The sequence below is a fragment of the Herbaspirillum sp. GW103 genome, from assembly GCF_000261365.1.
Classification (GTDB): Bacteria; Pseudomonadota; Gammaproteobacteria; order Burkholderiales; family Burkholderiaceae_D; genus Herbaspirillum.
Genome location: NZ_AJVC01000004.1, coordinates 548,585 through 569,090 on the forward strand (window position 1 = coordinate 548,585; position 20,506 = coordinate 569,090).

Here is a 20,506-nt window from a genome sequence, read left to right on the forward strand (position 1 = left end):
CAACGAACCGTAACCCGTCGACCGCACTCAGGTCGCAGCCTCGATGGCCTGCATCCACTGCATGCAGGCCGCCAGCGCCGTGCTCTCACCTGCCGTGACGGCTTGCTGGAGTGCGATGCTGCGCGCAGCGAGGGCATCCCATCCCAGGGCTTGCAGCCCGCCCTGCAGACGATGCAGGATGCGCACCACACGCTCACGGTCAGCGCTATCGATGGCCTGCTGCAGTTTGTCCTTTTCCAGCGGCCAGCTCTGCCGGAAAGCCTCCCGCAATACCCGCTCGAACGGATCGCCCGGGAGCGCCTGCACAGTGGGCGCCAGGGGCGCTGGCGCCGTGTTCAGCAGCCCCGCCAGTACCTCCTGCATCTGTTGCAGCGAAGCTGGCTTGGTGAGCAGAGCATCGAACAGCGCTGCCGGCAATTGCGCCAGACTGCCCGGACCCGCCGCCGTGGTGGCGATGATGCGCGCCTGCGGCTGCTGCGCCCGCACGCGGGTGGCCAGCGCCACGCCATCCAGACCGGGGATGCCGAGGTCGGTGATGAGCACATCGGCCGGACGCATCTGCCACTGCGCCAGCGCCTCCAGACCATCGCGTGCCAGACGAGGGGAGGCACAACCCAGCGTCTGCAACTGTTGCTGCATCAAGGTCAGGTTCACATAGTCATCCTCGACCACCAGCACGTCGAGTCCGCTGGCTACGCTCACCACCTGCGGGGCAGGCGGTGCATCCGCCGTTGCTGGCTGCCTGGCCAGCGCGCGCAGCCAGGCCTGCCGGTCGAAGGCACTGACCTGCCGCCAGCCAGCGGCGAGGCTGGGGAGAGGGACTGCATCAGGGCAGATCAGCACGGCCTGCATGGAGCGGCTTGGTGCGCTGGCGATGAAGTCGTCCACGCAGTCCGGTGCGACCAGATGGATCGCCACCCCGTACGACTCGGCCGCATCACTGCACCCGGCACCCCAACTGGTGAGATAGTCACGGAGCATGGCCGCCATGTCCGCATCGTGACAATGCAGCACCACGATCTGAGCAGCCAGCGGGCGCAAGACAGGCAGTGTGGGGCGTGCATCGAGCAGCGACAGGGTGATTTGCGCACCAAAGACGCTGCCCTTGCCCAGCTCGCTGTCGAGCGTGATGTCGCCACCCATCAGCTCGGCCAGGCGGCGACACAACGACAAGCCCAGGCCGGTTCCACCGAAGCGCTGGCTGATGCTGTCATCGGCCTGCTGCAAGGACTTGAAGATGCGCTGGCGGGCACCGGTCGAGACGCCGATACCGGTGTCGCTGACCTCGAAGCGCAGCACCATGCGCGCAGGCTCGCGGCGCAACGGCCGGACCGACAGCGTGACGGCGCCCCGGGCGGTGAACTTCACGGCATTGCCCACGAGATTGTGCAGGATCTGCATGAGCCGGCGGGAATCTCCGAGCAAGGGCTGTTCCAGCTCCACCGAGGGCAGGCAGCGCAACGCCAGTCCCTTGTCCAGCGCCAACGGAGCGAACAGTTGTGCGCACTGTTCCAGCAAGTCGTTGACCTGCAAAGTCTCCGCGGCCAGCGTGATGGATTGCGACTCGATCTTGGTGATGTCGAGGATGTCGTTGACCAGACCCATGAGCATGTCGAAGGCATGGCGTATCAGTTCGATGCGCTGCCGCTGCGGTGGCAGCAGATCCTCGCGCGCCAGCAACTCCATATGCCCGATGGCGCCATGCAGTGGGGTACGAATCTCGTGGCTGACCTGGGCCAGGAACATGGACTTGGCCTGGTTGGCGCGGTCGGCCATGCTCTTGGCTTCGCGCATGAGCGCTTCGTGGGCCTTCTGCATGTTGAGGTCGATCATGCCCAGCAACAGCACATCCTGGCCGGAAAAGCGCGTGCGTGACCAGACCGCGCCCAGATGGCTGACCGCGCCATCGCGCAGAGGCAGCTCGGCCTCGATCATGGCCTGGCGCAGATTGTCCCCCACCCGCACCGCCGTGAGGATCTGCGCATAGAAGGAAGCGCTGGGCAACGCCGACTGTTCCAGCATTCGCGCCGCGACCGCATTGCGCAGCACCACCTCGCCGGAACCGGGCGCATAGACGGCGATTCCGACCGGCAGGGTATCGATGATGGTCTGGCTGAACTGGCGGCTTTCGACCATGGCCAGCGCCTTCTTCTGCAGCGGACCGATCACGCAACGGTCGAAGTACAAGGTGGCAGCCCAGACGAAGAGCAGCGCAAACAGGCCCCAGAATGCCCCGGTGGTGAAATTGCCCTGCAAACCGGCCAGCACGTCGTGCCAGGTGAAGGTAAGCACCACCACCCATTCGGGGCCCTCGATGGTCTGGGCGATGAAGAAGCTGCCATCCTCGTGGAAATGACCGACGTGATCATGCGGGTCCATGACATGCCGCACATGCTCTTCGATGTGACGCATCAACAGCGCACTGACGCCAGGGTCGGGCTCGCTGAGCAAGCGGGTGCTGCCCTGCCCTTCAAAGACCATCAGGCCGGGCATCTCTTCATCCTTCATGAAGAACTGGCGGAACTGGCTGGCCGGGACCGAGAACACGGCCGTTGCCTGATCACCCTTGTCCAGCGCGATCCGCACGGCCAGCCGGGTGACCGCCGAACGCAGCAGCGGCGCACTGAAGGCCGGGCTCATCCACAGTACCCGCTGGCCGGTACTGCCCTGGGCGCGCGCCGCACGTTCGCGTTCGGCGGCGAAGGCGGCATCCACCGGTGCGCTCATGGCACTGATGAAGGGCGAGGTGCCGAGCTGGCGCACCTGTTGTTCTTCCTCGTTCGACAGCGGCGGTGACACCGCCAGAAAGCCGGCGTCAGCGGTATAGATGAAACCGTCCAGTGTCACCCCGGGTTCGGCCGGATTGAACATCGGCAGGGCCGACGCCTGCCGTAACAGGAGCAGCAGCGCGGCCAGGCGCTGGCGGTCGGCCGCGGTATCGCCGCGGATGAGCAGCGTGAAGGGCACTACCGTCAGGCTCTCCGGACTGCGGCTCATCTCGCCCGGGTCGACACGCTCGCTGTAGGTGTCGAGCACCAGCAATTCCTTTTTATAGAGATGCTGTAGACGGGCGTACATCTCGGCGAACTGGATGACACGCGCGGTGAGACGATCCACCTCCGACTTGATCTGCTCGCGCTTGCTGGTGAAGCTGCCGATCTGGCGCTCTCGGAACTGCGCAAAGGCGCTATAGCCCAAAAACACCATGGCACAGACGATGGCCACCGACAGCAAGCTGGCGCAGCCATACAGCAACCGCCGGTAATAGCGCTCCGACAGTGCAAGGATCTGGCGCGGCATGGATGGCCTCAGTCGCCCAGGTTCTGGAAGACCCGGCTCAGTTCAACATCATTGCTCACGCCCAGCTTCTTCATGGCGGCCACCTTCTGGTTGCTGATGGTCTTGGGACTGCGATGCAGCCGCTCGGCAATGGCGCTGATGGACATCCCCTGGCAGATCATGCGCGCTACCACCAGCTCACGCTCGGACAACTGGGCCAGTCCGCTCTGGCGTGCGTTGACGTTGAAGAGACTGCCCAGCAAGGCCGACGCCAGCGACTGCGGCAGGTAGACCTGACCGTTCCGGACACTGCAGACGGCTTGCGGCAGGTTCACGAAATCGCTGCGATTCTTGCCGATGAAACCGGCCGCACCCAGCTCCAGTGCGCTGGAGATGATCTGCGGCTGGGCATGGGCACTGAGGAAGATGACCTTCATCGCCGGATGCTGGCGCCGCAGCCGCTTGAGCAGATCCAGGCCGTCGGCGTGCGGATCATCATCGAAGGCGTAGTCGCACAGCAGCACGTCCACCGGCTCGCGCTCCAGGCAGGCCATGAGCTGCGCGATGCTCTCGGCCGAGAAGGCCAGGACGAGATCGGGGCAAGTCGCCAGGATGGCTTCGATGCCTCGCAACACCACCGGATAATCATCGGCGATCCCGACCCGTATCGTTGTCCCCTTAGTCGCCATGCTGGTCCCCTCTTTCCCGCGCTGGTTCAATCGTGGCCGCCACACTCCGGCGGCGCTGCATCTGCCGGAAGAAGTCCGGCATCGCCAGCGGTCTGGCGAAATAATATCCCTGGAAGCGCCGTACCCCCATCTGGCGCAAGCGCTGCCACTGCCATAGTGTCTCGATGCCTTCGGCGGTGACGATGGCATCGAATTCGGCGGCCAGAGTCACGATGGTTTCAATGAGGCGACTGTACAGGGAATTGTCCTGCATGGCAGCAACAAATGATCGATCGAGCTTGAGACAACTGATGCGACCGCAGGCCAACTGGTGCAGGCGCGCATCGCCAACGCCGAAATCATCCAGGGCGATGGCGATATCGGCCCGCTCGCACCGGGCAAACAGGCTGCGGCAATACTCCGGCCCCAGGTCGGCGCCCCGCTCGGGCATCTCTATCATCAACCGCAGCTGCGGCCATTGCAGTCGGTGCAACCATGCCTGGCATTGGGCCACCAGCGCCTCGCTCTGCAACTGCTCGCCGCAGGCGTTGAAGGACAACACGAAGGGTTGCCGCAGGCACGCCGGCGCCCTCTCCCAGGCCACGCGGACCTGATGCAGCATCTGGCGTGTCGTAGCCGCCAGCAAGCCTTCATCGGACAGACGTTCAAGAAAGATGGCCGGGGCCAATACACCGGCTTGCGGGTGCTGCCAGCGCATCAGTATCTCGGCGCCCTGCCAGGCCCCGTCCACCCCCACGATGGGCTGCAGGAAGGGCTGGAACTGGCGGCGCCGCAGGGCCTGCAGCAAGTGGGCGCGCTCCATGGGCGGGTTGGGCGCAGAGCGCCCGCACTGGGCTGGGGCAAGCATGAAAACTCCGTTCAGGGCAGGTTGAGCGGCGTCAATGGACGCATGTGATCACTGGCTCGTCCCGTGTCATCGATGAGCTGGAACTCCAGGCGCGGGTGCTGCCATGTCAGCGCGGCATCGTCCTCGGGCAGCACGAAGATCTGTTCGCCGTGGGGCGGCGCCATCTGCTCGGGCGCCAGGCGCGGCACGAATTGATGCAGGCCGTCGCTGATCCGCAAGCTGGCGAAGGAGGCAAAGTAGGGGCTGTCATTGCGGCAGACCAGCACCCATTGTCCGGCTTGCCGTTGCAAGCGGAAGTGCAGTGCATCGGCCCACTGCGGTCCCGGATCGGCAACGCCAGGCGGGCGATAAAACACCTTGATCTGGGTATTGAGTCCCAGCAGCAGGCGCGGTGCACCTCCCGGCGGCGGGTCAGGCAGGATCGGAATCTCGTACAGATTGAGCCAGAACACCGACTCGCGGTCCACCGGCAGCGGCTCGCCGGTATACAACACCCGGACCTGGCTGATCGCCTGCGCCGGCAGCCGCTGCACAGCAGGCATGACGAACAGCGCAGACTGCACGGTATCCGGTGCATGACTTCCCTCGCCCTGGTCCACCCAGCTCTGCACCACTACGGCATGAGGGTTGGTGTTGGCCAGCCGCAGGCTGAGCTCGCCGGCCCCCTGGCTGAAGACCAGCCGGGTGCGTTCGGGCATCAATCCCGCCTCGGCGCGAGCACCAAACAACATCATCGACAGCAGCAGGCAGCGCGCCAGCCCAGGCATCGAGCAGCGACTCATTGCGCGGCCCCCGTCGCGCCCGGCGGCACGGCTTGCGCCGGCAGGAATTCAGCCCGGCGCGGTGCAGCGGTACAGGCGGCCTGCAGCCGGATCAGCGCCTGCTCCAGGTCCTGAGCTTGCAGGTCATAGCGAGCCGTACAACGTTCCTGCTGACCATCGCCCCAACGCACCAACAACTCCCCCTGCAACTGGTCGGTACGCAGATAGGCCTGGCTGCCCTGTCCCACCATGCCGATTACACTGCCCTGCGCGTCGAGCACGTCGGCGCCCATGGGCAGCGGAATGGCGTCATCGCGGTGCAGGCGGATCAACAGGGCATGGCCGGTGCGTGTCCTGAAGCTGAGCTTCAGGGTGGCACCGGCATAGGGAATCACCGTACGCTGGCTTTCCAGCAGTTCGGTCTTGTGACTCTTGCTACTGGCCGCCAGCTCGACCACATTGCGATGATAGGGCGAGAGGGAAGGCAGCAATGCGTAGCCATGGCTGTCGATCACGGCACCCTGACCATTGAAGAGGCGCGCACCTTCTGCTCCCTTGGCCTCGACCAGGGCAAAGGTGTCGCCCAGGTAGGGACCCAGGGTAATGCCACCCGCATGCACCGCCAGGGCACCGCGCACATTGCCGGCGGCCTGCCAGTAGTCCCGCCCGCGCGCCAGGTTGACATTGAGGTTGGCCTTGGGCAAACGCACTCCGATGTTGCCGTTGAGGCTGTCCTGCTGGCCGCCCGGCATATGGCTGGCGCCCGCACTGTAGCTGAGATGGCGCTGGCCGGCCAGCATGCCGGAGACCTGCGTCTGATAAAGATCCTGCTGCTGTGCCCTGACCATGGAGGTACTCAATATCGGCCGCTCCCCGCCCGGACTGCCCAGCGGGATCGACAGCGAGAGCATCAACGAGGAGCCCGCTTGCGCCAGCGCGGCCGGCCTCCCTTGCAAGTCATCCGGGTTGCGCGCGACACGGCTGACCTGCTGCCGCTGGAAGGCCAGGTTCAGACTCACACCATTGCGCCACAGGGTCGAATAACCGAACTGCAATTGCGTGATGCGGCTACGGTCATGATGGAAGGTCTGGGTCAGGCCGGAGAGATAGAGGGAAGCCATACTGCCCAATTGCTGGCTCAGCGAAAGATCCACGCGCGAGTGCTGCTGGTAGCTGTTGGAGCTGGCCAGCGATGAAAAACCGGTACGTCGTGCCTGGCGCTCGCTGATCACATCGACCAGTTCCCGGTATCCCGAGGTCGAGTAGCGATAACTGGCAATCGAGAACTGCGTGCCGGTGGCATCGAAGGCCCGCGAATAGGACAGCCCCATCATCCAGCCGCCGCGCGCACCGCCGCCGGTATCGGCATGTGAATAATTCAGCGTCAATCCCGCTGCGCCCAGCTTGCCGGCCAGAGTACTCCCCAACACTACCGACTGATAGGCCGGTGCGGCCCGCACCCCCAGGCTGCCTGTCATGCTGTTGCTCACGCCGCGCTGGTACAGGGCATCGACGAAAGGCAGGCTGGTATCGGTATCGCGCGTTCGTCCCAGCGTGATGCTGTAACGGGAACTGCCGGGCCGCATCGATTCCGGCAAGGCCGAATACGGCACGCTGAAGTGCGAACGCGTGCCATCGGCCTCGATCACCGTGACATCGAGATCCCCGTTGTAGCTGGTCGGATACAGATCGTCGATCACGAAACTGCCCGGCGCGACCGTGGTGCGGTAGATATCGCGTCCCTTCTGGCTGACGATGACCTGGGCATTGCTGCGGGCACTGCCGCGAATGACCGGCGCATAGCCGCGCAACGAATCGGGCAGCATGCGCTCATCCGTACTCAGTTCAACCCCCTGATAGGCCAGCCCCGAGAGCAGCTTGCCGGAGGTATAGCTCTCTCCCACCGTCAGTTCGCTGGTCCAGTGCGGCAATGCACGCCTGGCATAGGTGCGTACCGGATTCCAGCGCAGTCCGTTGCGGCTGTCATAACCCAGGCTGCCTTGCTGGCGCAGCCGCCACAGGCCGAGATTGATGCCGCTGTTGGTGAAACCGTAGAGCGAACTGCTGCTGCCCTGGGCGGTATGGGCGTAATACTGGCTGATGCTGTAATTGAGGAAGCCCATGCTTTCACCGGCATCGTAGAGCGCCGGATCGACATAGCCGCGCGCCACGTGATTGCGTTGCGACTGCGGCAGACTGAGGTCCAGCCGCAGGCGGGAGAGATCGAACACGGCCTGCGCGCCGGTAGCCAACTCGTCGATGCGGGCGCATTCGCGTGGCCCCAGCTTGGCGATCAGATCCTGCCGCAGATCGAGCAGGACGGCATCCTCGGCCTTGAAACAGGGCGCCGCGCCCAGTCCTTCCACCAGATCAAAGCGCAGCGAACGGCGATGGCTGAAGCTGCCATTGACATACACATCCACGCTGTAGATACCGGGCTCGACATTACCCACCCGGTTGAAACGCGACAGGCTGCCCTTGTTGATGGGCGAGGCCATCTCCAGCGCCTCCAGAAAGCGATAGTCACTCTCCGGCTGCGCCGCCGTAGCGACCGGCCAGGCAACCATGGCGGTCCCGAGCGACAAGGCCGAGACGGCCACGCGCCGCAGGGGCGAGCAATGCGTTCTCACCGTCGCCTCCTCAACGCACGGGATAGTCGCGTTGCACTTCCACCCCGACATCGTTGAGCAGACGCAGCTGCATGCGCATACCGGCCAGGTCGGCCGGCATGCGCTCCAGCGACCAGCGCAATTCCTGGAAAGGCTGGATCACGGTGGTCCTGGCCAGCACCTGCCTCTGGTCGCCCAGCAGCAGATCAGCCTGTTGCACCATCAGATGATAGCCACTGGCATTGCGCACGACCATGCTGGCCGCGCCATCGCCGAGCTCAATGGCAAAGGACAGTGCATCCGGTGCCCGCGCGGCATCGGCCTCGGCGGCCAATGCCGCCGGACGATAGAAGACTTTCATGCGGCTGCGTACGGTGAGCACCAGTTGATTGTCATTGACCGAAGCGGCCTTCAGCGCCGGCACCTGGAGGAAGTTGAGAAAGAACAGCGACTCCCGGTCCTGCGGCAGTGCATCCCCCACATAGGACAGTCGCACTACCTGGCCCCCATGCGGCTCGACCCGAAATACCGGCGGAATGACGAGGAAGGGAGAGGCCAGCCCATCGGATCGGGCGGCGTGACCATCATCCAGCCAGAGCTGTACCAGATTGGGGTGATCGTCGGGATTGCTGAAGCGCAGGATCTGTTCGCCGGCATCGGCCGGATAGACGACGCGTGTGCCCAACATGGTCACACTGGCACTGGCATCGGCGCTCAACATGAAGACCAGCAGCATGAGCAGACCTGCAAGCGGGCTTGTTCTTTTCATCGGAAAAACGGGAGAAGCGCTACCAGGAAGCATCCTGGCAGCGACGCAAGTGATACGAACGGGAAATGGAAGTCCGCACCCGGATGGGCGCATCAGAAGTAGTCGAGGGCGTACTGCACCGATCCGATCACCGAGCCGGCCTCTGCAGCACCGCCTTCGGCGATGTAGCGTACGGCGAAGGTGTGCGAAGCACTGGTGCCGCCAGCGGCGATTTCCAGTCCCTCGGCCGACACGCCACTGCCACCGACCAGCTTGATCGGATCACCGCCGACGCTCTGACGCAATTGCAGTGCCACGTTCTTGGCACTGCCCAGGTTGGGAATGTTGTTGCCGCTGGTGGCGGCGCTGGCCAGGAATTGCGTTTTGATCTTGAGCTTTTCGGTAGCCGATGCCTTGCAGCCACTGACACTGACCACGAAGGGCGTCTCGCCCGCCGAGCTGCCTGCCGCGGCCAGGTCGCCCGTGGCCACGGTGGGCAGCAACACGACCGGATTGGCCGCGCCATCTACCGTCACCTGACAGGTCTGGCTGTTGACCTGGCCACGGAAATTGATGGTACTGCCTGCTGCCAGCACCACTGACGGCGAGACCAGCAGCGCAATTACAAGATGCTTTTTCATGATTATCCCCTGGGAGAATTCGGTTGATCCACAAAGAGTGCCGACACCAACCGCTATGTGTCCGGCACCAGTCGCATCATAGGCAAGCCCGCGATGCGCAAGAATCGGTACACCCCCAAGATGTGCCTGGTCCAGTCTGATTGGCACATGGGCGAAATCCCAAGCGGCGCCCGCTGTCGTCAATGGGCGCACGCCCATGCGCAGTGAGGCGCAGGCCCATTGATCGGACGGTTCATGTGCGCGAGCATGCGTGGCTTCCACGTCCTCACCGGAGTCTTTCCTTGACCGCTCGCCCATCCGATCGCTGCCGCCTTGGCGCATCTCACCCCAGGTGGCCGTCGCGACATGTGCGGTGGCTGCTCGCGGCGCTCGTACTGTGTCTGTTGTCGGTCCCGAGCCACGCACTCTGCAAGCGCAACAATCGTATCGAGTATCCCTTCACGCCATTGAGCGATGGCGGTTCGTCCCAGTTCTGGTTCGGCCGCATCAACCTCGCCAGCACGGCGCTGCAGCCTGCCGGAACCATGCTGGGCAGTGCCGTCGCCACGGCGGCGGAGGCCTCCGGCATCAGCGGCGATACGCTGCTGTGGACCTGTGACCTGGCCGATGCCGGACAAATCTCGGAGGTGTTTTCCACCAATGGCGATGACCGTGTTGGCGGCTTTGCCGAGATTGGCAGACAGGATGGTCTCGCCGGCTTTTACCGGACCTGGTTTCCCGGCGTAGCGATCAGACTTACGCATCTGCGTTCGGGCAAGGTGTTTTCGCGTTATTACCAGTCCGCCCGACTGGACAGCTATGACATCGATGAAGCCCGCAAGAAGATTCTGATCCGCGCCAAACATCTCAGCCCCATCAAGGCCGAGATTGCCCGCGTCTCCGATCTCAGTCCCGGGACGGGTACCAGCAACTGGTGCGGCGACCGTCCGGACACCACGCGACAGGCCGCCGTTCCCTACCGATGCCTGCAGCCCAATGGCTATCTGATGCTGCGCGGCCCTGGCTACAACCGCGCCAGCGGGGACATGGATGATGATGGCGAAGATCACGCGACGCGCTTCCTGTTCTTCGGTGCCGCCAACGGCATCGCCTTCGGCATGCGCCAGGCGGCCACCCTGAGCGTGCTGCCGTCATGCGTGGTCCAGAACGTAACCCCGGAAGTGGTTTTTCCGACGATCTCGGAAGAGGAACTCAGACGGGGCGAAACACGGCAGGTGGAATTCACGCTGGCCTTCCGCTGCGACGAGGGCGTCAATGCAAGACCGCCGAGCGCAGCGGGCACCGACGACAACCAGACCGCCTTCGGTATCCAGGTTTCGCCGGGCGCGCTGGCGGCAGCGCGGCAACTGGGGTATGTCAATCAGGACCAGGGGGTCCGTTTTCTGCTCTCGGACAATTACGGCCTTGATCCTTCGCTGGCCAGAGGAGTGGGCATCAGCCTTAGCGACAGCGAAGGCCAGCAGCCGATGCTGTTCCTCAGTTCGCCGCTGGCCGGACAATGGATGTCCAGCCCCTTGCCGGCCGGACGTAATGCCGGTTGGTATCGGCTCGATACCGGCAACGCAGCACGCTGCCCGCCACCCGCCCCGGCACCGGCAACGCCGGTGTCTCAATTCACGGTAGAGAAGCGGTTGACGGCCACGCTGCAAAAGTTGCCTGGACAAACCGTGGCCGCAGGACGGGTGTTTGCTACCGCCTACGTCATCGTCAAGGTGCAGTAAAAGTGCGCAGGGCACGCGGCGTCTGAGGCTTCGCGCGGTTCAGTTCCATCAATTCGGCAACAAGGTATTTCCGCGCTGGCCCCGGCCTCTGGCCAGGCTGCCGTAACCTGCGCGAAGATCAGGTTGCGCATGCGCAAGCCGTTTCAACGCCACTGGGCAGGAGCGATGCCAGGCACACCCTGCCGGATGCGCTTGCTGTAGTCCTGCTGCAGGCCGCTTTGTAAAGCGCGCTCGGTGATACGCCCGGCCTGGTGCAATTGAGCGAAGCTGTAACCCGGTGTCAGCACACCGTGGTCGAATACATACTCGGCAAAGTAGCCGGAGAGCAGCAGTCGATAGTCCAGCGGCAGAGAGGGGGAGAGACGGCGTGCCAGTTCGAACACGATGGTGGTGCAGTTGCTGGTGAGGGTGTTGTAGAAACGCGGGCGCTCGCACAATTGCGCCGCGCGTTCGAGATAACCGAGGAAGACCTTGCGCAACTGATCCGGACGCAATTGCAGACGATACAGATACACATCCTCACCGCGTGCGTTGGTGCGGGTAAGGATGATGTCGCGCTCATCGGCAGCAACGATGACGGTCTCGAACTTGCGGAAGAATCCGCCCAGGGCGGAGAAGGCCTCGCCGCGTTCGCGCCGGATCTCCAGGGAGAACACCAGAGGCGGACCATCGGCAAAACCGAAGGACACCAGCGTGTGGGCAATGGCCGGCCCCATCCAGTAGGACAGCAGCAGATCGGCCGAGACCAGTTGCGACAGATCAACCTGGCGCGATTCCCAGACGATGTCGTAGTCGCTCTCAGTGCGCCAGGTGAAATTGCGCACATTGTCCAGTTTGACGACATCGCCCCGCACCTGCGACACCAGCATGCGCGCCACATCGTCAGCCCAGTCGCGCTCATGACTGGGGCGGATACCGCTCCACCAGCCCGCCATGGCGATACCGGCCAGCACCAACAGCACTGGCCCCCAGCGCAAGGAAAGCGGGAGGCCGGGCAGCCCCGGCATCCCAGCCACCAGCGCCAGCGTCGCAGCCGACGGCAGACTCCACAGTGCGATGGCCGCGATGCGCAGCCATGCGGCCCGCGCAAGCTGGAACCACAACGCAAACCCGCCCCATATCGCCAGGCCCAGCGTGAGCAGGCCCAACACCATCATCATCACAGCATGTACCAGCCCCATTGGCATCCATCCCCGGCTTGATCAAGGCGCCGCTCAGGCCCCCAGCAAACTCGCCAGGCGCGGCAAGACCGCGTCGGCATCCTCGCGCAACTTGAAGGCCAGCAATCCATCGGCGCGCGTGATGCCGCGATTGACTGCCACCACCGGTTTGCCCGCAGCGGCCACCATGCGCGCAAAGCGAAAGCCCGACAACACCATCAGCGAAGAACCTATCACCAGCATGGCATCACAGCTCCGGGCCATCGCTTCGGCCTTTGCACTGCGTGCGGCCGGTACGCCATCACCGAAGAACACCACGTCCGGTTGCAGCATGCCACCACAGGCTGCGCAGGTCGGTACATGAAAGGCGGCATCGGCCTCCGGTTCCAGCCGGGCGTCGCCATCGGGCAGGACCTCGGCCTGCAGATGGACGAAATCGGGATTGCCGCGCAGCAGCTCCTGCTGGATCTGGGCACGTGGATAGACCGTGCTGCAGCCCAGGCAACGTACCGCATGGATGCTGCCGTGCAGTTCGGTCACCTCGCCGCTGCCCGCCCGCTGGTGCAGGCCATCGACATTCTGGGTGAGGATGTTGCCGAGGTAACCGGCCTGCTGCAGTCGCGCCAGCGCCCGGTGCGCTGCATTGGGCGCGGCCTGTGCCAGGCGCGGCCAGCCCAGCATGCTGCGCGCCCAGTAGCGCTTGCGGGCTGCTTCGGACTGGCGAAACTCGGCCCCTTGAATGGGCAGGCGGCCACGACGCACACCACTGTCGTCACGATAATCGGGGATGCCGGAGGCCGTGCTGACGCCGGCGCCGGTCAGGACCAGCACCTGACGATGGGTCTTGAGCAATTGCGCCAGCGCGGGCAGGAGATCGACGGCCTCCTCGGCAACAGACAGGCTCTCGCTCATGGGCTAACTCGCTGGAAAATCAGGACAGCCGCCAGCCTACGCGAATTCACGCAAGCCTGCAGAGCTCAGGCGTATGGTTGCAGGCCGTGCGCCGGCGACGCCCGCGCCAGTTCACCCAAGGTCGTCAACAGGGCCGGATAAGCGAGCAGTGCACCAACGGCGTTCGCCGAACTGTCCTGGATCCGCTCATCCTGCCGGCTCATCTGGCCGAGATCGAACACGTTTGCCGGATTCTCCCTATAATTCGCCTGCAACTTTCAAGGCGCCCCAGGCCCGCAAGGCCGGGCGGCGCCGACATAAAAATTCTTCCGCCAAAAGTTCGAGGAGCATCAATCATGCGGCTATTACTTCTGCTGCCTTTCATCGGCCTGCTCTGGGTCCCCTTCTACAACGCCGAATTGCCCAGCCTGTTCGGCTTCCCCTTCTTCTACTGGTACCAGTTTGCGTGGGTGCCGCTGACATCATTCATCATCTGGCTGGTCTATCGTGATGGCCTGAAGAAGGGAGTCGAATAATGGAGGCGTCCAACATCCACTGGACCGCACTCTGGGTCTTCCTGTTCTTCTTTGCCCTGGTCACCGTGATGGGCTTTCTGGCCTCCAAATGGATGGCCGGCGGTAGCAGCAACAAGGGTGCCCACCTCGATGAGTGGGGCCTGGGCGGCCGCAACTTCGGGACCTGGATCACCTGGTTCCTGGTCGGTGGCGACTTCTATACCGCCTATACCGTCATTGCGGTGCCGGCACTGGTCTATGCGGTGGGAGCCTATGGCTTCTTCGCCCTGCCCTATACCATCCTGGTCTATCCCATCGTGTTCGTGATCATGCCCAAGCTGTGGCATGCCGCCCACAAGGCCGGCCACGTGACGGCCGCCGATGTGGTGTGGGGACGCTATCAGTCGCGTCCCCTGGAGTTCGCCATCGCACTGACCGGTGTGATCGCCACCATGCCCTACATTGCCTTGCAGCTCATCGGCATGGAAGTGGTCATCAAGGCCCTGGGCCTGAGTGGTGAACTGCCGCTGCTGGCGGCCTTCGTGATCCTGGCGCTGTACACCTACTCGGCCGGCCTGCGGGCTCCGGCGCTCATCGCCTTCGTCAAGGACATCATGATCTACATCGTGGTGCTGGTGGCGGTGGTGGTGGTACCGGCCAAGCTGGGCGGCTACGGCGCGGTGTTCAACTCGGCACGCGAGGCCTTTGCGCTCAAGGGCGGTGCCACCGGCCTGACCTTGAAGCCCACGCAGTTCCTGCCCTTCGCTTCGCTGGCATTGGGCTCGGCACTGGCGGCCTTCATGTATCCGCATACCCTGACCGGCATCTTCGCGGCCAAGGATGCCAATACCATCCGCAAGAACGCCGTCTTCCTGCCGGCTTATACGGTGCTGCTGGGACTGATCGCGCTGCTGGGCTACATGGCCTACGCGGCTGGCATCAAGGTGCAGGCCAACAACGACGTCGTGCCGGCACTGTTCAATGGCCTCTTCCCGAGCTGGTTTGCGGGCTTCGCCTTTGCCGCTATCGCCATCGGTGCGTTGGTGCCAGCGGCGGTGATGTCCATCGGTGCCTCCAACCTCTTCACCCGCAACTTCTGGAAGCCCTACGTCAATCCTGGCATCAGCCACGAAGGTGAAGCCAAGGTGGCCAAGGTGGTGTCGCTGGTGGTCAAGTTCGGTGCGCTGGTGTTCATCCTGTTCCTGCCGACCAAGTTCGCGCTGGACCTGCAATTGCTGGGCGGCGTGTGGATCCTGCAAACCTTCCCGGCGCTGGTCTTCGGGCTCTTCGTGAGCTGGTTCGGTGCCCGCGCGCTGCTGTGCGGCTGGGCCGTGGGCATCATCGGCGGGAGCTGGCTGGCCTTCACCGACGGCATCAAGCCGGTGCACAGCTTCATCGTCAGCGGCCAGACCTATACGCTCTACACCGGCATCATTGCGCTGGCCCTGAACGTGGTGGTCGCCGTCATTGCCAACCTGATCCTGGGCAAGGGCTCGCAGCCTGCATTGAAGCGTTGATGCAAAGAGACATCGCTACCTTCGGGTGCGATGTCTCTGCACATCGGCCTGTCGCAGGCAAGCGCCGGCGTTATCCCGAAAGTTGCAACGACCGGCGTAAAAAATGCTCCTCATCGAGGAGCATTTTTTTTCCTTCTTCAAACCGAGGGCAGACCTGCCGGATCAGAACTCCTCCCAATCCGCAGCCCCCTCTTTCGTCGCTTTCTCGGTCTTCGCGCTACCCAAGGCCGGGGTCTCGGACATCTTGGGCTTGGCTTTCGGACTCGGGGATGGGGCGATCATTCTTTCCTTGGGCTCTCGGTGAGCAGGACTTGCCGGCGCCTTTCCCGCCTCCATGGCCCGCGGTTTTGCAGAGGTATTGCGGGATGGTTCAATCGGGCCGCGGTCCGCGGACTCCACCCTGAAGAAGGCGACTGCGCCCGCCAGACGATCGGCTTGGTCCTGCAGGGATTTGGAGGCGGCTGCAGCTTCTTCAACCAGCGCCGCGTTCTGCTGAGTCGCCTCATCCATGAGCGTGATGGCCTGATTGACCTGGCCGATACCATCGCTCTGTTCACTGCTTGCCGCCGTAATCTCGCTGACCACATCGGTGACACGCTTCACGCTGGAAACCACCTGCTCCATGGTCGATCCAGCCTGCTCCACCAGTCTGCTGCCTTCATCCACCTTGGCCACGGTGTTGTCGATCAGCTCCTTGATTTCCTTGGCCGCTGCTGCCGAACGCTGGGCCAATGTGCGGACCTCCGAGGCGACCACGGCAAAGCCGCGCCCTTGCTCGCCGGCACGGGCTGCTTCCACGGCGGCATTCAGGGCCAGGATGTTGGTCTGGAACGCGATGCCATCGATGACGCTGATGATGTCGACGATTTTGCGAGAGGCTTCGTTGATGTCCACCATGGTGGTGACCACGTGTCCGACGACTTGCCCTCCCTCTGTCGCCACATGGGAGGCCGCGTCGGCCATCTGGTTGGCCTGGCGGGCGTTGTCGGCATTCTGCTTGACGGTGGAGGTCAGCTCTTCCATGGCAGAGGCGGTTTCCTCCAGGGAACCTGCCTGCTGTTCGGTACGCGAAGAGAGGTCGATATTGCCGGCGGCGATTTCCCCTGAGGCAACGGCGATGGTATTGACGCTGGCACGGACCTCCGTGACCACGTTGGACAGATTGGAGACCATGCTCCCCAACGCCCGCTGGAGCTGACCGATTTCATCGTTGGAAGCGGTACTGATGCGCAGCGTCAGATCGCCCTGGGCGACAGCCTCGGCGGTCGAGACAGCCATTCTGAGCGAGTTCCCGATATTCCTTGCCAGCAATACCCCGATGCAGCCGATCACCACGGCCATCAGGGCACTGATGATCAGCGCAACGGCAGTGGCCTGGTTCTTGGTGTCGGAGGCAGTCTGGGCAGCCGTTTGACCGAGTTTCACGTTGTATTTCTTGTGTTCCTCAAGCGCGCTCATCATTGCATCGGCAACTGGCTGGCTCGACTCCAGGCCAGCGAGCGCTGCTGCCTGATCTGTCAGCGCCTGTGCGATCAACTTGGTACGCAGGTCCTCGTATGCGGCAACGCGCTTGCGTACTTCCTTGAGCAGATCACCGTCAGTGGCATCGGTGAGGTCTTCCTTCTCATAGGTCGTGAACGCCTTGTCCAGGCTGGCACGGGCGGCCATCATACTTTTTTCGGCTTCCTGGCGGACCGCAGGATTGGGCGCCGAAATGTACTTCCTGAGCGAGAGCTGGATGGTGTACACCGCATCAACCGCTCGGTCGAGTTCAAGGATGCTGGGGACGGTATTGATGGTTGAATAGCTGGCCGCCGTATTGACGCGATCAATCTGGTAAGTACCGACACCAGCCAACAGCAGCATTCCGAAAATGGCGATGGCAATCATCGCGTAGAGCTTTCTGGCAATAGTCATGGGAAACTCCGGTCAAGTGGCAGCGGATCACCATCCTAGCCATCCGGACGAAGGGGCAATGAGCGAAAGAGGGGTGTAAACCCCCCATTTTTCTTCGATCTTGAACAAGCGGCCCAGCCAGTCCCTCTTGCCGACAAGTGCCGCAATTCCCCCGGTTTTGCACACAAAACGTCACTACAACAAAGAAAAAGGGCAGCGGTATCGCCTACCGCTGCCCTTTTGCGCCGGGTCTGGCGCGTGGAGCTTCATATCGCCCCAACACCGCCCACTCAAGCCACCGACTCAGAGTTTCTCGGTCTCACCGCTCTTGGGCTGCCACTTCATGAGCCGCTTTTCGATGACGCCCACCGCCAGGTCCAGCACCAGGGCAAAGATGGTCAGCACGACGATGCCGGCAAAGACGGTGTTGATATCGAAGGTCCCTTCGGCCTGCAAGATCAGGTAGCCGACGCCGCGCGCCGAGCCCAGGTACTCACCCACCACCGCACCGACGAAGGCCAGGCCGATGGAGGTGTGCAGGCTGGAGAACACCCACGAGGTGGCCGAGGGCAGATAGACCGTGCGCAACAGCTGGCGCGCATTGGCGCCCAGCATGCGGGCATTGGCCAGCACCACCGGGCTGACTTCCTTGACGCCTTGATAGACGTTGAAGAAGACGATGAAGAACACCAGCGTCACCGCCAGCGCCACCTTGGACCAGATGCCCAGGCCGAACCACATCGCAAAGATCGGCGCCAGGATCACGCGCGGCATGGAATTGGCCGCCTTCACATAGGGATCGAGGATGGCCGAGGCGGTCGGCGAGAGCGCCAGCCACAGGCCGATGGCCAGACCGAAGACGGTGCCGATGATGAAGGCCAGCACGGTTTCGGTGAGGGTGATCAACAGGTGTGAATAAATCTCCGCCGGGAAGTTGAGCGTGAAGAAGGTCGTGTCGCCAATACCTACTTCCAGCGAGCCGCTGCCCACGGTGAACCACTCCCAGATGCGCTGTGCCACCTTCAGCGGTTCGCCGAAGAAGAAGGCGGTCTGAGGATTGCGCGTGGCCACGTGCCAGACCAGCAGCACGATGGCCAGTACCATCAGTTGCCAGAAACGGATGTTCTTGTGATTCGGTTTAAATAATTTCCACATGATGCTGATTCTCTTCCCTGATCTTTTTCGCCCGGCTTAGGCTGCGCGCTTCTGTTGTTGATAACCCTTGAGGACTTCATCGCGCAGCACATCCCAGATCTGCTGGTGCAGTTCGACGAAGCGCGGGTGCATGCGAATCTCGGCCACGTCGCGCGGACGCGGCAGGTCGATGCGGAATTCGCCGATGGGGTGCGTACCGGGGCCGGCCGCGAGCACGATGACGCGGTCGGACATGGCGATGGCTTCATCGAGGTCGTGGGTGATGAAGAGCACGGCTTTCTTCTTGGCGTTCCACAGGTCCAGCACTTCGTTTTCCATCAGCTGGCGGGTCTGGATGTCCAGGGCTGAAAAGGGCTCGTCCATGAGGATGATGTCGGGGTCGAGGATGAGCGTCTGCGCCAGCGCCACACGCTTGCGCATGCCGCCCGAGAGCTGGTGCGGATAGCGGTCGCCGAAGCCTTGCAGGCCCACGCGGAACAGCCATTGCTGGCCCAGTTCCTGGGCCGCCTTTTCATCATGGCCGCGATACTGCAGGCCGGCAATCACGTTCTGCAGCGCGCTGCGCCAGGGCATCAGCGCCTCGGCCTGGAACATGTAGCCGGCGCGACGGTTGATGCCCTTGAGTTCTTCACCGAAGACCTTGACGCTGCCCGACGAGGGTTGCAACAGACCGGCCCCGACATTGAGCAGGGTGGACTTGCCGCAGCCGGTCGGGCCGACCACGGAGACGAATTCACCCGGTGCAATCGAAAGATCGGTATTGGCCACGGCGGTGTAGCGCTGGGAACGGTCGTCCTTGGAGACGAAGGTGCAGGTGATGTTGTCGAACTGGAGTGCTGGCGTCATGGCAATGCGGGCCGCTGCGGCCCCGTTGGAGGATACGTAGGGAACTGGCAGGCCCCGGCCCCAGATGTGCAAATGCCCGTTGCCGGGCATTTGCGCTGCAGTCGCACAGGCCGGGAGCGCTGCGCTTACTTGTACTTGGCGTTGGCTTTCTGCACGAAGGAATTGGTGAAGGTCTTGGACAGGTCGATCTGCTTGTCGGCCAGCGAGGGCTCGAAAGCCTTCAGGGTACGCAGCGCCGTGTCCGGGCCGCCCGGCGGGAAGTAGCCGTCCGGCGAGATGGCCTGGCGCACCTTCATGAAGGCGTCGATGTAGAGCGCGCGGTCACCCAGCAGATAGCTTTCCGGGACGGCCTTGATGATGTCGGAAGGGCCGGCCTTCTGGATCCACTTCAGCGCGCGCACCATGGCATTGGTCAGGGCTTGCGTGGTGTTGGGATACTTCTGGATGAAGGCGGCCGGTGCATACAGGGTCGCAGCAGGCATCGGGCCACCGAAGACGTCATTGGTATCCTTCAGGGTGCGGGTGTCGGCGATGGTCTTGATCTCGTTGTGCTGCTCGAGCATGGAAATCACCGGATCGAGGTTGGCGATCGCATCGATCTGCCCCGAGCGGATGGCCGAAATGGCACCGGCTGAGGCGCCCACGCCGATGAAGGAAACATCGGAGGGCTTCAGGCCCGCCTTGGCCAGCACGTAGCTGGCCATGATGCTGGTGGAGGAGCCGGGGGCGGTGACGCCGATCTTCTTGCCCTTGAGGTCAGCCACGGTCTTGTAGTTGGGCATGGTCTTGTTGTTGACCGCCAGCACGATCTGCGGAGCGCGGCCCTGCAGCACGAAGGCCGTGATGGGCTGGTTCTTGGCCTGCATGTTGATGGTGTGCTCATAAGCGCCCGAGACCACGTCGGCACTGCCGCCGATCATGGCCTGCAGTGCCTTGGCACCACCGGCGAAGTCGGAGATCTCGACCTGCAGACCCTCATCCTTGAAATAGCCGAGCTGCTCGGCGATGGTCAGGGGCAGATAATAAAACAGGTTCTTGCCGCCCACGGCAATGGAGACCTTGGGTTTTTCCAGTGCCTGCGCACCGGCGCTGCCGTTGAATGAAAAGTAGCCGGCCAGGAACAGGCCAGCGGCGATCAGCAATTGCTTCCAGCTCAATTTCATTATGTCTCCTCCTTGTGTGGATGGGGTATTGCTTGTTGTACAGCTTGTTGTACCGCTTGTTGCCGGCG

The 20,506-nt window shown here is 63.2% G+C and carries 17 protein-coding genes; 3 read left to right on the forward strand and 14 right to left on the reverse strand.

Features of this window, described 5'->3' with window-relative positions:
* Positions 1-27: 27 nt before the first annotated feature.
* From GWL_RS14600 to GWL_RS14630, 7 genes are all read right to left on the reverse strand, one after another.
* Positions 28-3,300, reverse strand: coding sequence for an ATP-binding protein (locus tag GWL_RS14600; protein WP_008331511.1), 3,273 nt, complete (start codon positions 3,298-3,300; stop codon positions 28-30).
* 8 nt (positions 3,301-3,308) lie between these two features.
* Positions 3,309-3,968 carry a response regulator transcription factor gene (locus GWL_RS14605; protein ID WP_034350906.1) on the reverse strand — a complete coding sequence of 220 codons (660 nt, stop codon included), beginning with the start codon at positions 3,966-3,968 and terminating at the stop codon, positions 3,309-3,311.
* Positions 3,958-4,815, reverse strand: a complete 858-nt coding sequence (locus tag GWL_RS14610; protein WP_050978121.1) for an EAL domain-containing protein — start codon at positions 4,813-4,815, stop codon at positions 3,958-3,960. The genes GWL_RS14605 and GWL_RS14610 overlap by 11 nt, the downstream gene beginning before the upstream one ends.
* A gap of 11 nt (positions 4,816-4,826) precedes the next feature.
* Positions 4,827-5,582 (reverse strand): molecular chaperone, encoded by a 756-nt coding sequence (locus tag GWL_RS14615; RefSeq protein WP_008331515.1) that lies wholly within the window; start codon positions 5,580-5,582, stop codon positions 4,827-4,829.
* 11 nt (positions 5,583-5,593) lie between these two features.
* A complete protein-coding gene (locus GWL_RS14620) occupies positions 5,594-8,206 on the reverse strand; it encodes a fimbria/pilus outer membrane usher protein (RefSeq protein ID WP_008331516.1) in 2,613 nt (870 codons plus the stop codon).
* 10 nt (positions 8,207-8,216) lie between these two features.
* Positions 8,217-8,921 carry a molecular chaperone gene (locus tag GWL_RS14625; protein WP_008331517.1) on the reverse strand — a complete coding sequence of 235 codons (705 nt, stop codon included), beginning with the start codon at positions 8,919-8,921 and terminating at the stop codon, positions 8,217-8,219.
* Between the two features lie 125 nt (positions 8,922-9,046).
* Positions 9,047-9,574, reverse strand: coding sequence for a fimbrial protein (locus GWL_RS14630; protein ID WP_008331518.1), 528 nt, complete (start codon positions 9,572-9,574; stop codon positions 9,047-9,049).
* Between the two features lie 383 nt (positions 9,575-9,957).
* On the opposite strand from GWL_RS14630, the gene GWL_RS14635 reads away from it, so the two are divergent.
* Positions 9,958-11,295, forward strand: a complete 1,338-nt coding sequence (locus tag GWL_RS14635; RefSeq protein ID WP_237713578.1) for a fimbrial protein — start codon at positions 9,958-9,960, stop codon at positions 11,293-11,295.
* Between the two features lie 143 nt (positions 11,296-11,438).
* Here GWL_RS14635 and GWL_RS14640 read toward each other — a convergent pair whose 3' ends face one another.
* The 3 genes from GWL_RS14640 to GWL_RS14650 all read right to left on the reverse strand — a co-directional run bounded on the left by GWL_RS14640 (position 11,439) and on the right by GWL_RS14650 (position 13,588).
* Positions 11,439-12,476 carry a DUF4105 domain-containing protein gene (locus GWL_RS14640; protein WP_008331520.1) on the reverse strand — a complete coding sequence of 346 codons (1,038 nt, stop codon included), beginning with the start codon at positions 12,474-12,476 and terminating at the stop codon, positions 11,439-11,441.
* A 33-nt stretch (positions 12,477-12,509) separates the two neighbouring features.
* Positions 12,510-13,367, reverse strand: coding sequence for an NAD-dependent protein deacetylase (locus GWL_RS14645; RefSeq protein WP_008331521.1), 858 nt, complete (start codon positions 13,365-13,367; stop codon positions 12,510-12,512).
* Positions 13,368-13,432: 65 nt separating this feature from the next.
* Entirely contained in the window at positions 13,433-13,588 is a 156-nt protein-coding gene (locus GWL_RS14650; protein ID WP_008331523.1) for a hypothetical protein, read from the reverse strand.
* A gap of 114 nt (positions 13,589-13,702) precedes the next feature.
* On the opposite strand from GWL_RS14650, the gene GWL_RS14655 reads away from it, so the two are divergent.
* Together GWL_RS14655 and mctP are read left to right on the forward strand one after the other, a co-directional pair.
* A complete protein-coding gene (locus GWL_RS14655; protein WP_008331525.1) occupies positions 13,703-13,882 on the forward strand; it encodes a DUF3311 domain-containing protein in 180 nt (59 codons plus the stop codon).
* Complete coding sequence (gene mctP / locus GWL_RS14660; RefSeq protein WP_008331527.1) at positions 13,882-15,378, forward strand: monocarboxylate uptake permease MctP; 1,497 nt, start codon at positions 13,882-13,884, stop codon at positions 15,376-15,378. Before GWL_RS14655 ends, mctP begins: the two co-directional genes overlap by 1 nt.
* Positions 15,379-15,540: 162 nt before the next feature.
* Here mctP and GWL_RS14665 read toward each other — a convergent pair whose 3' ends face one another.
* From GWL_RS14665 to GWL_RS14680, 4 genes are all read right to left on the reverse strand, one after another.
* Positions 15,541-17,295 carry a methyl-accepting chemotaxis protein gene (locus tag GWL_RS14665; RefSeq protein WP_008331529.1) on the reverse strand — a complete coding sequence of 585 codons (1,755 nt, stop codon included), beginning with the start codon at positions 17,293-17,295 and terminating at the stop codon, positions 15,541-15,543.
* Between the two features lie 282 nt (positions 17,296-17,577).
* Positions 17,578-18,429 (reverse strand): ABC transporter permease, encoded by an 852-nt coding sequence (locus tag GWL_RS14670; protein ID WP_008331531.1) that lies wholly within the window; start codon positions 18,427-18,429, stop codon positions 17,578-17,580.
* A gap of 36 nt (positions 18,430-18,465) precedes the next feature.
* Positions 18,466-19,275: an ABC transporter ATP-binding protein gene (locus GWL_RS14675; protein WP_034351215.1), complete on the reverse strand. Its 810-nt coding sequence runs from the start codon at positions 19,273-19,275 to the stop codon at positions 18,466-18,468.
* 125 nt (positions 19,276-19,400) lie between these two features.
* Positions 19,401-20,438, reverse strand: coding sequence for an ABC transporter substrate-binding protein (locus GWL_RS14680; protein WP_008331535.1), 1,038 nt, complete (start codon positions 20,436-20,438; stop codon positions 19,401-19,403).
* Positions 20,439-20,506: the final 68 nt, after the last annotated feature.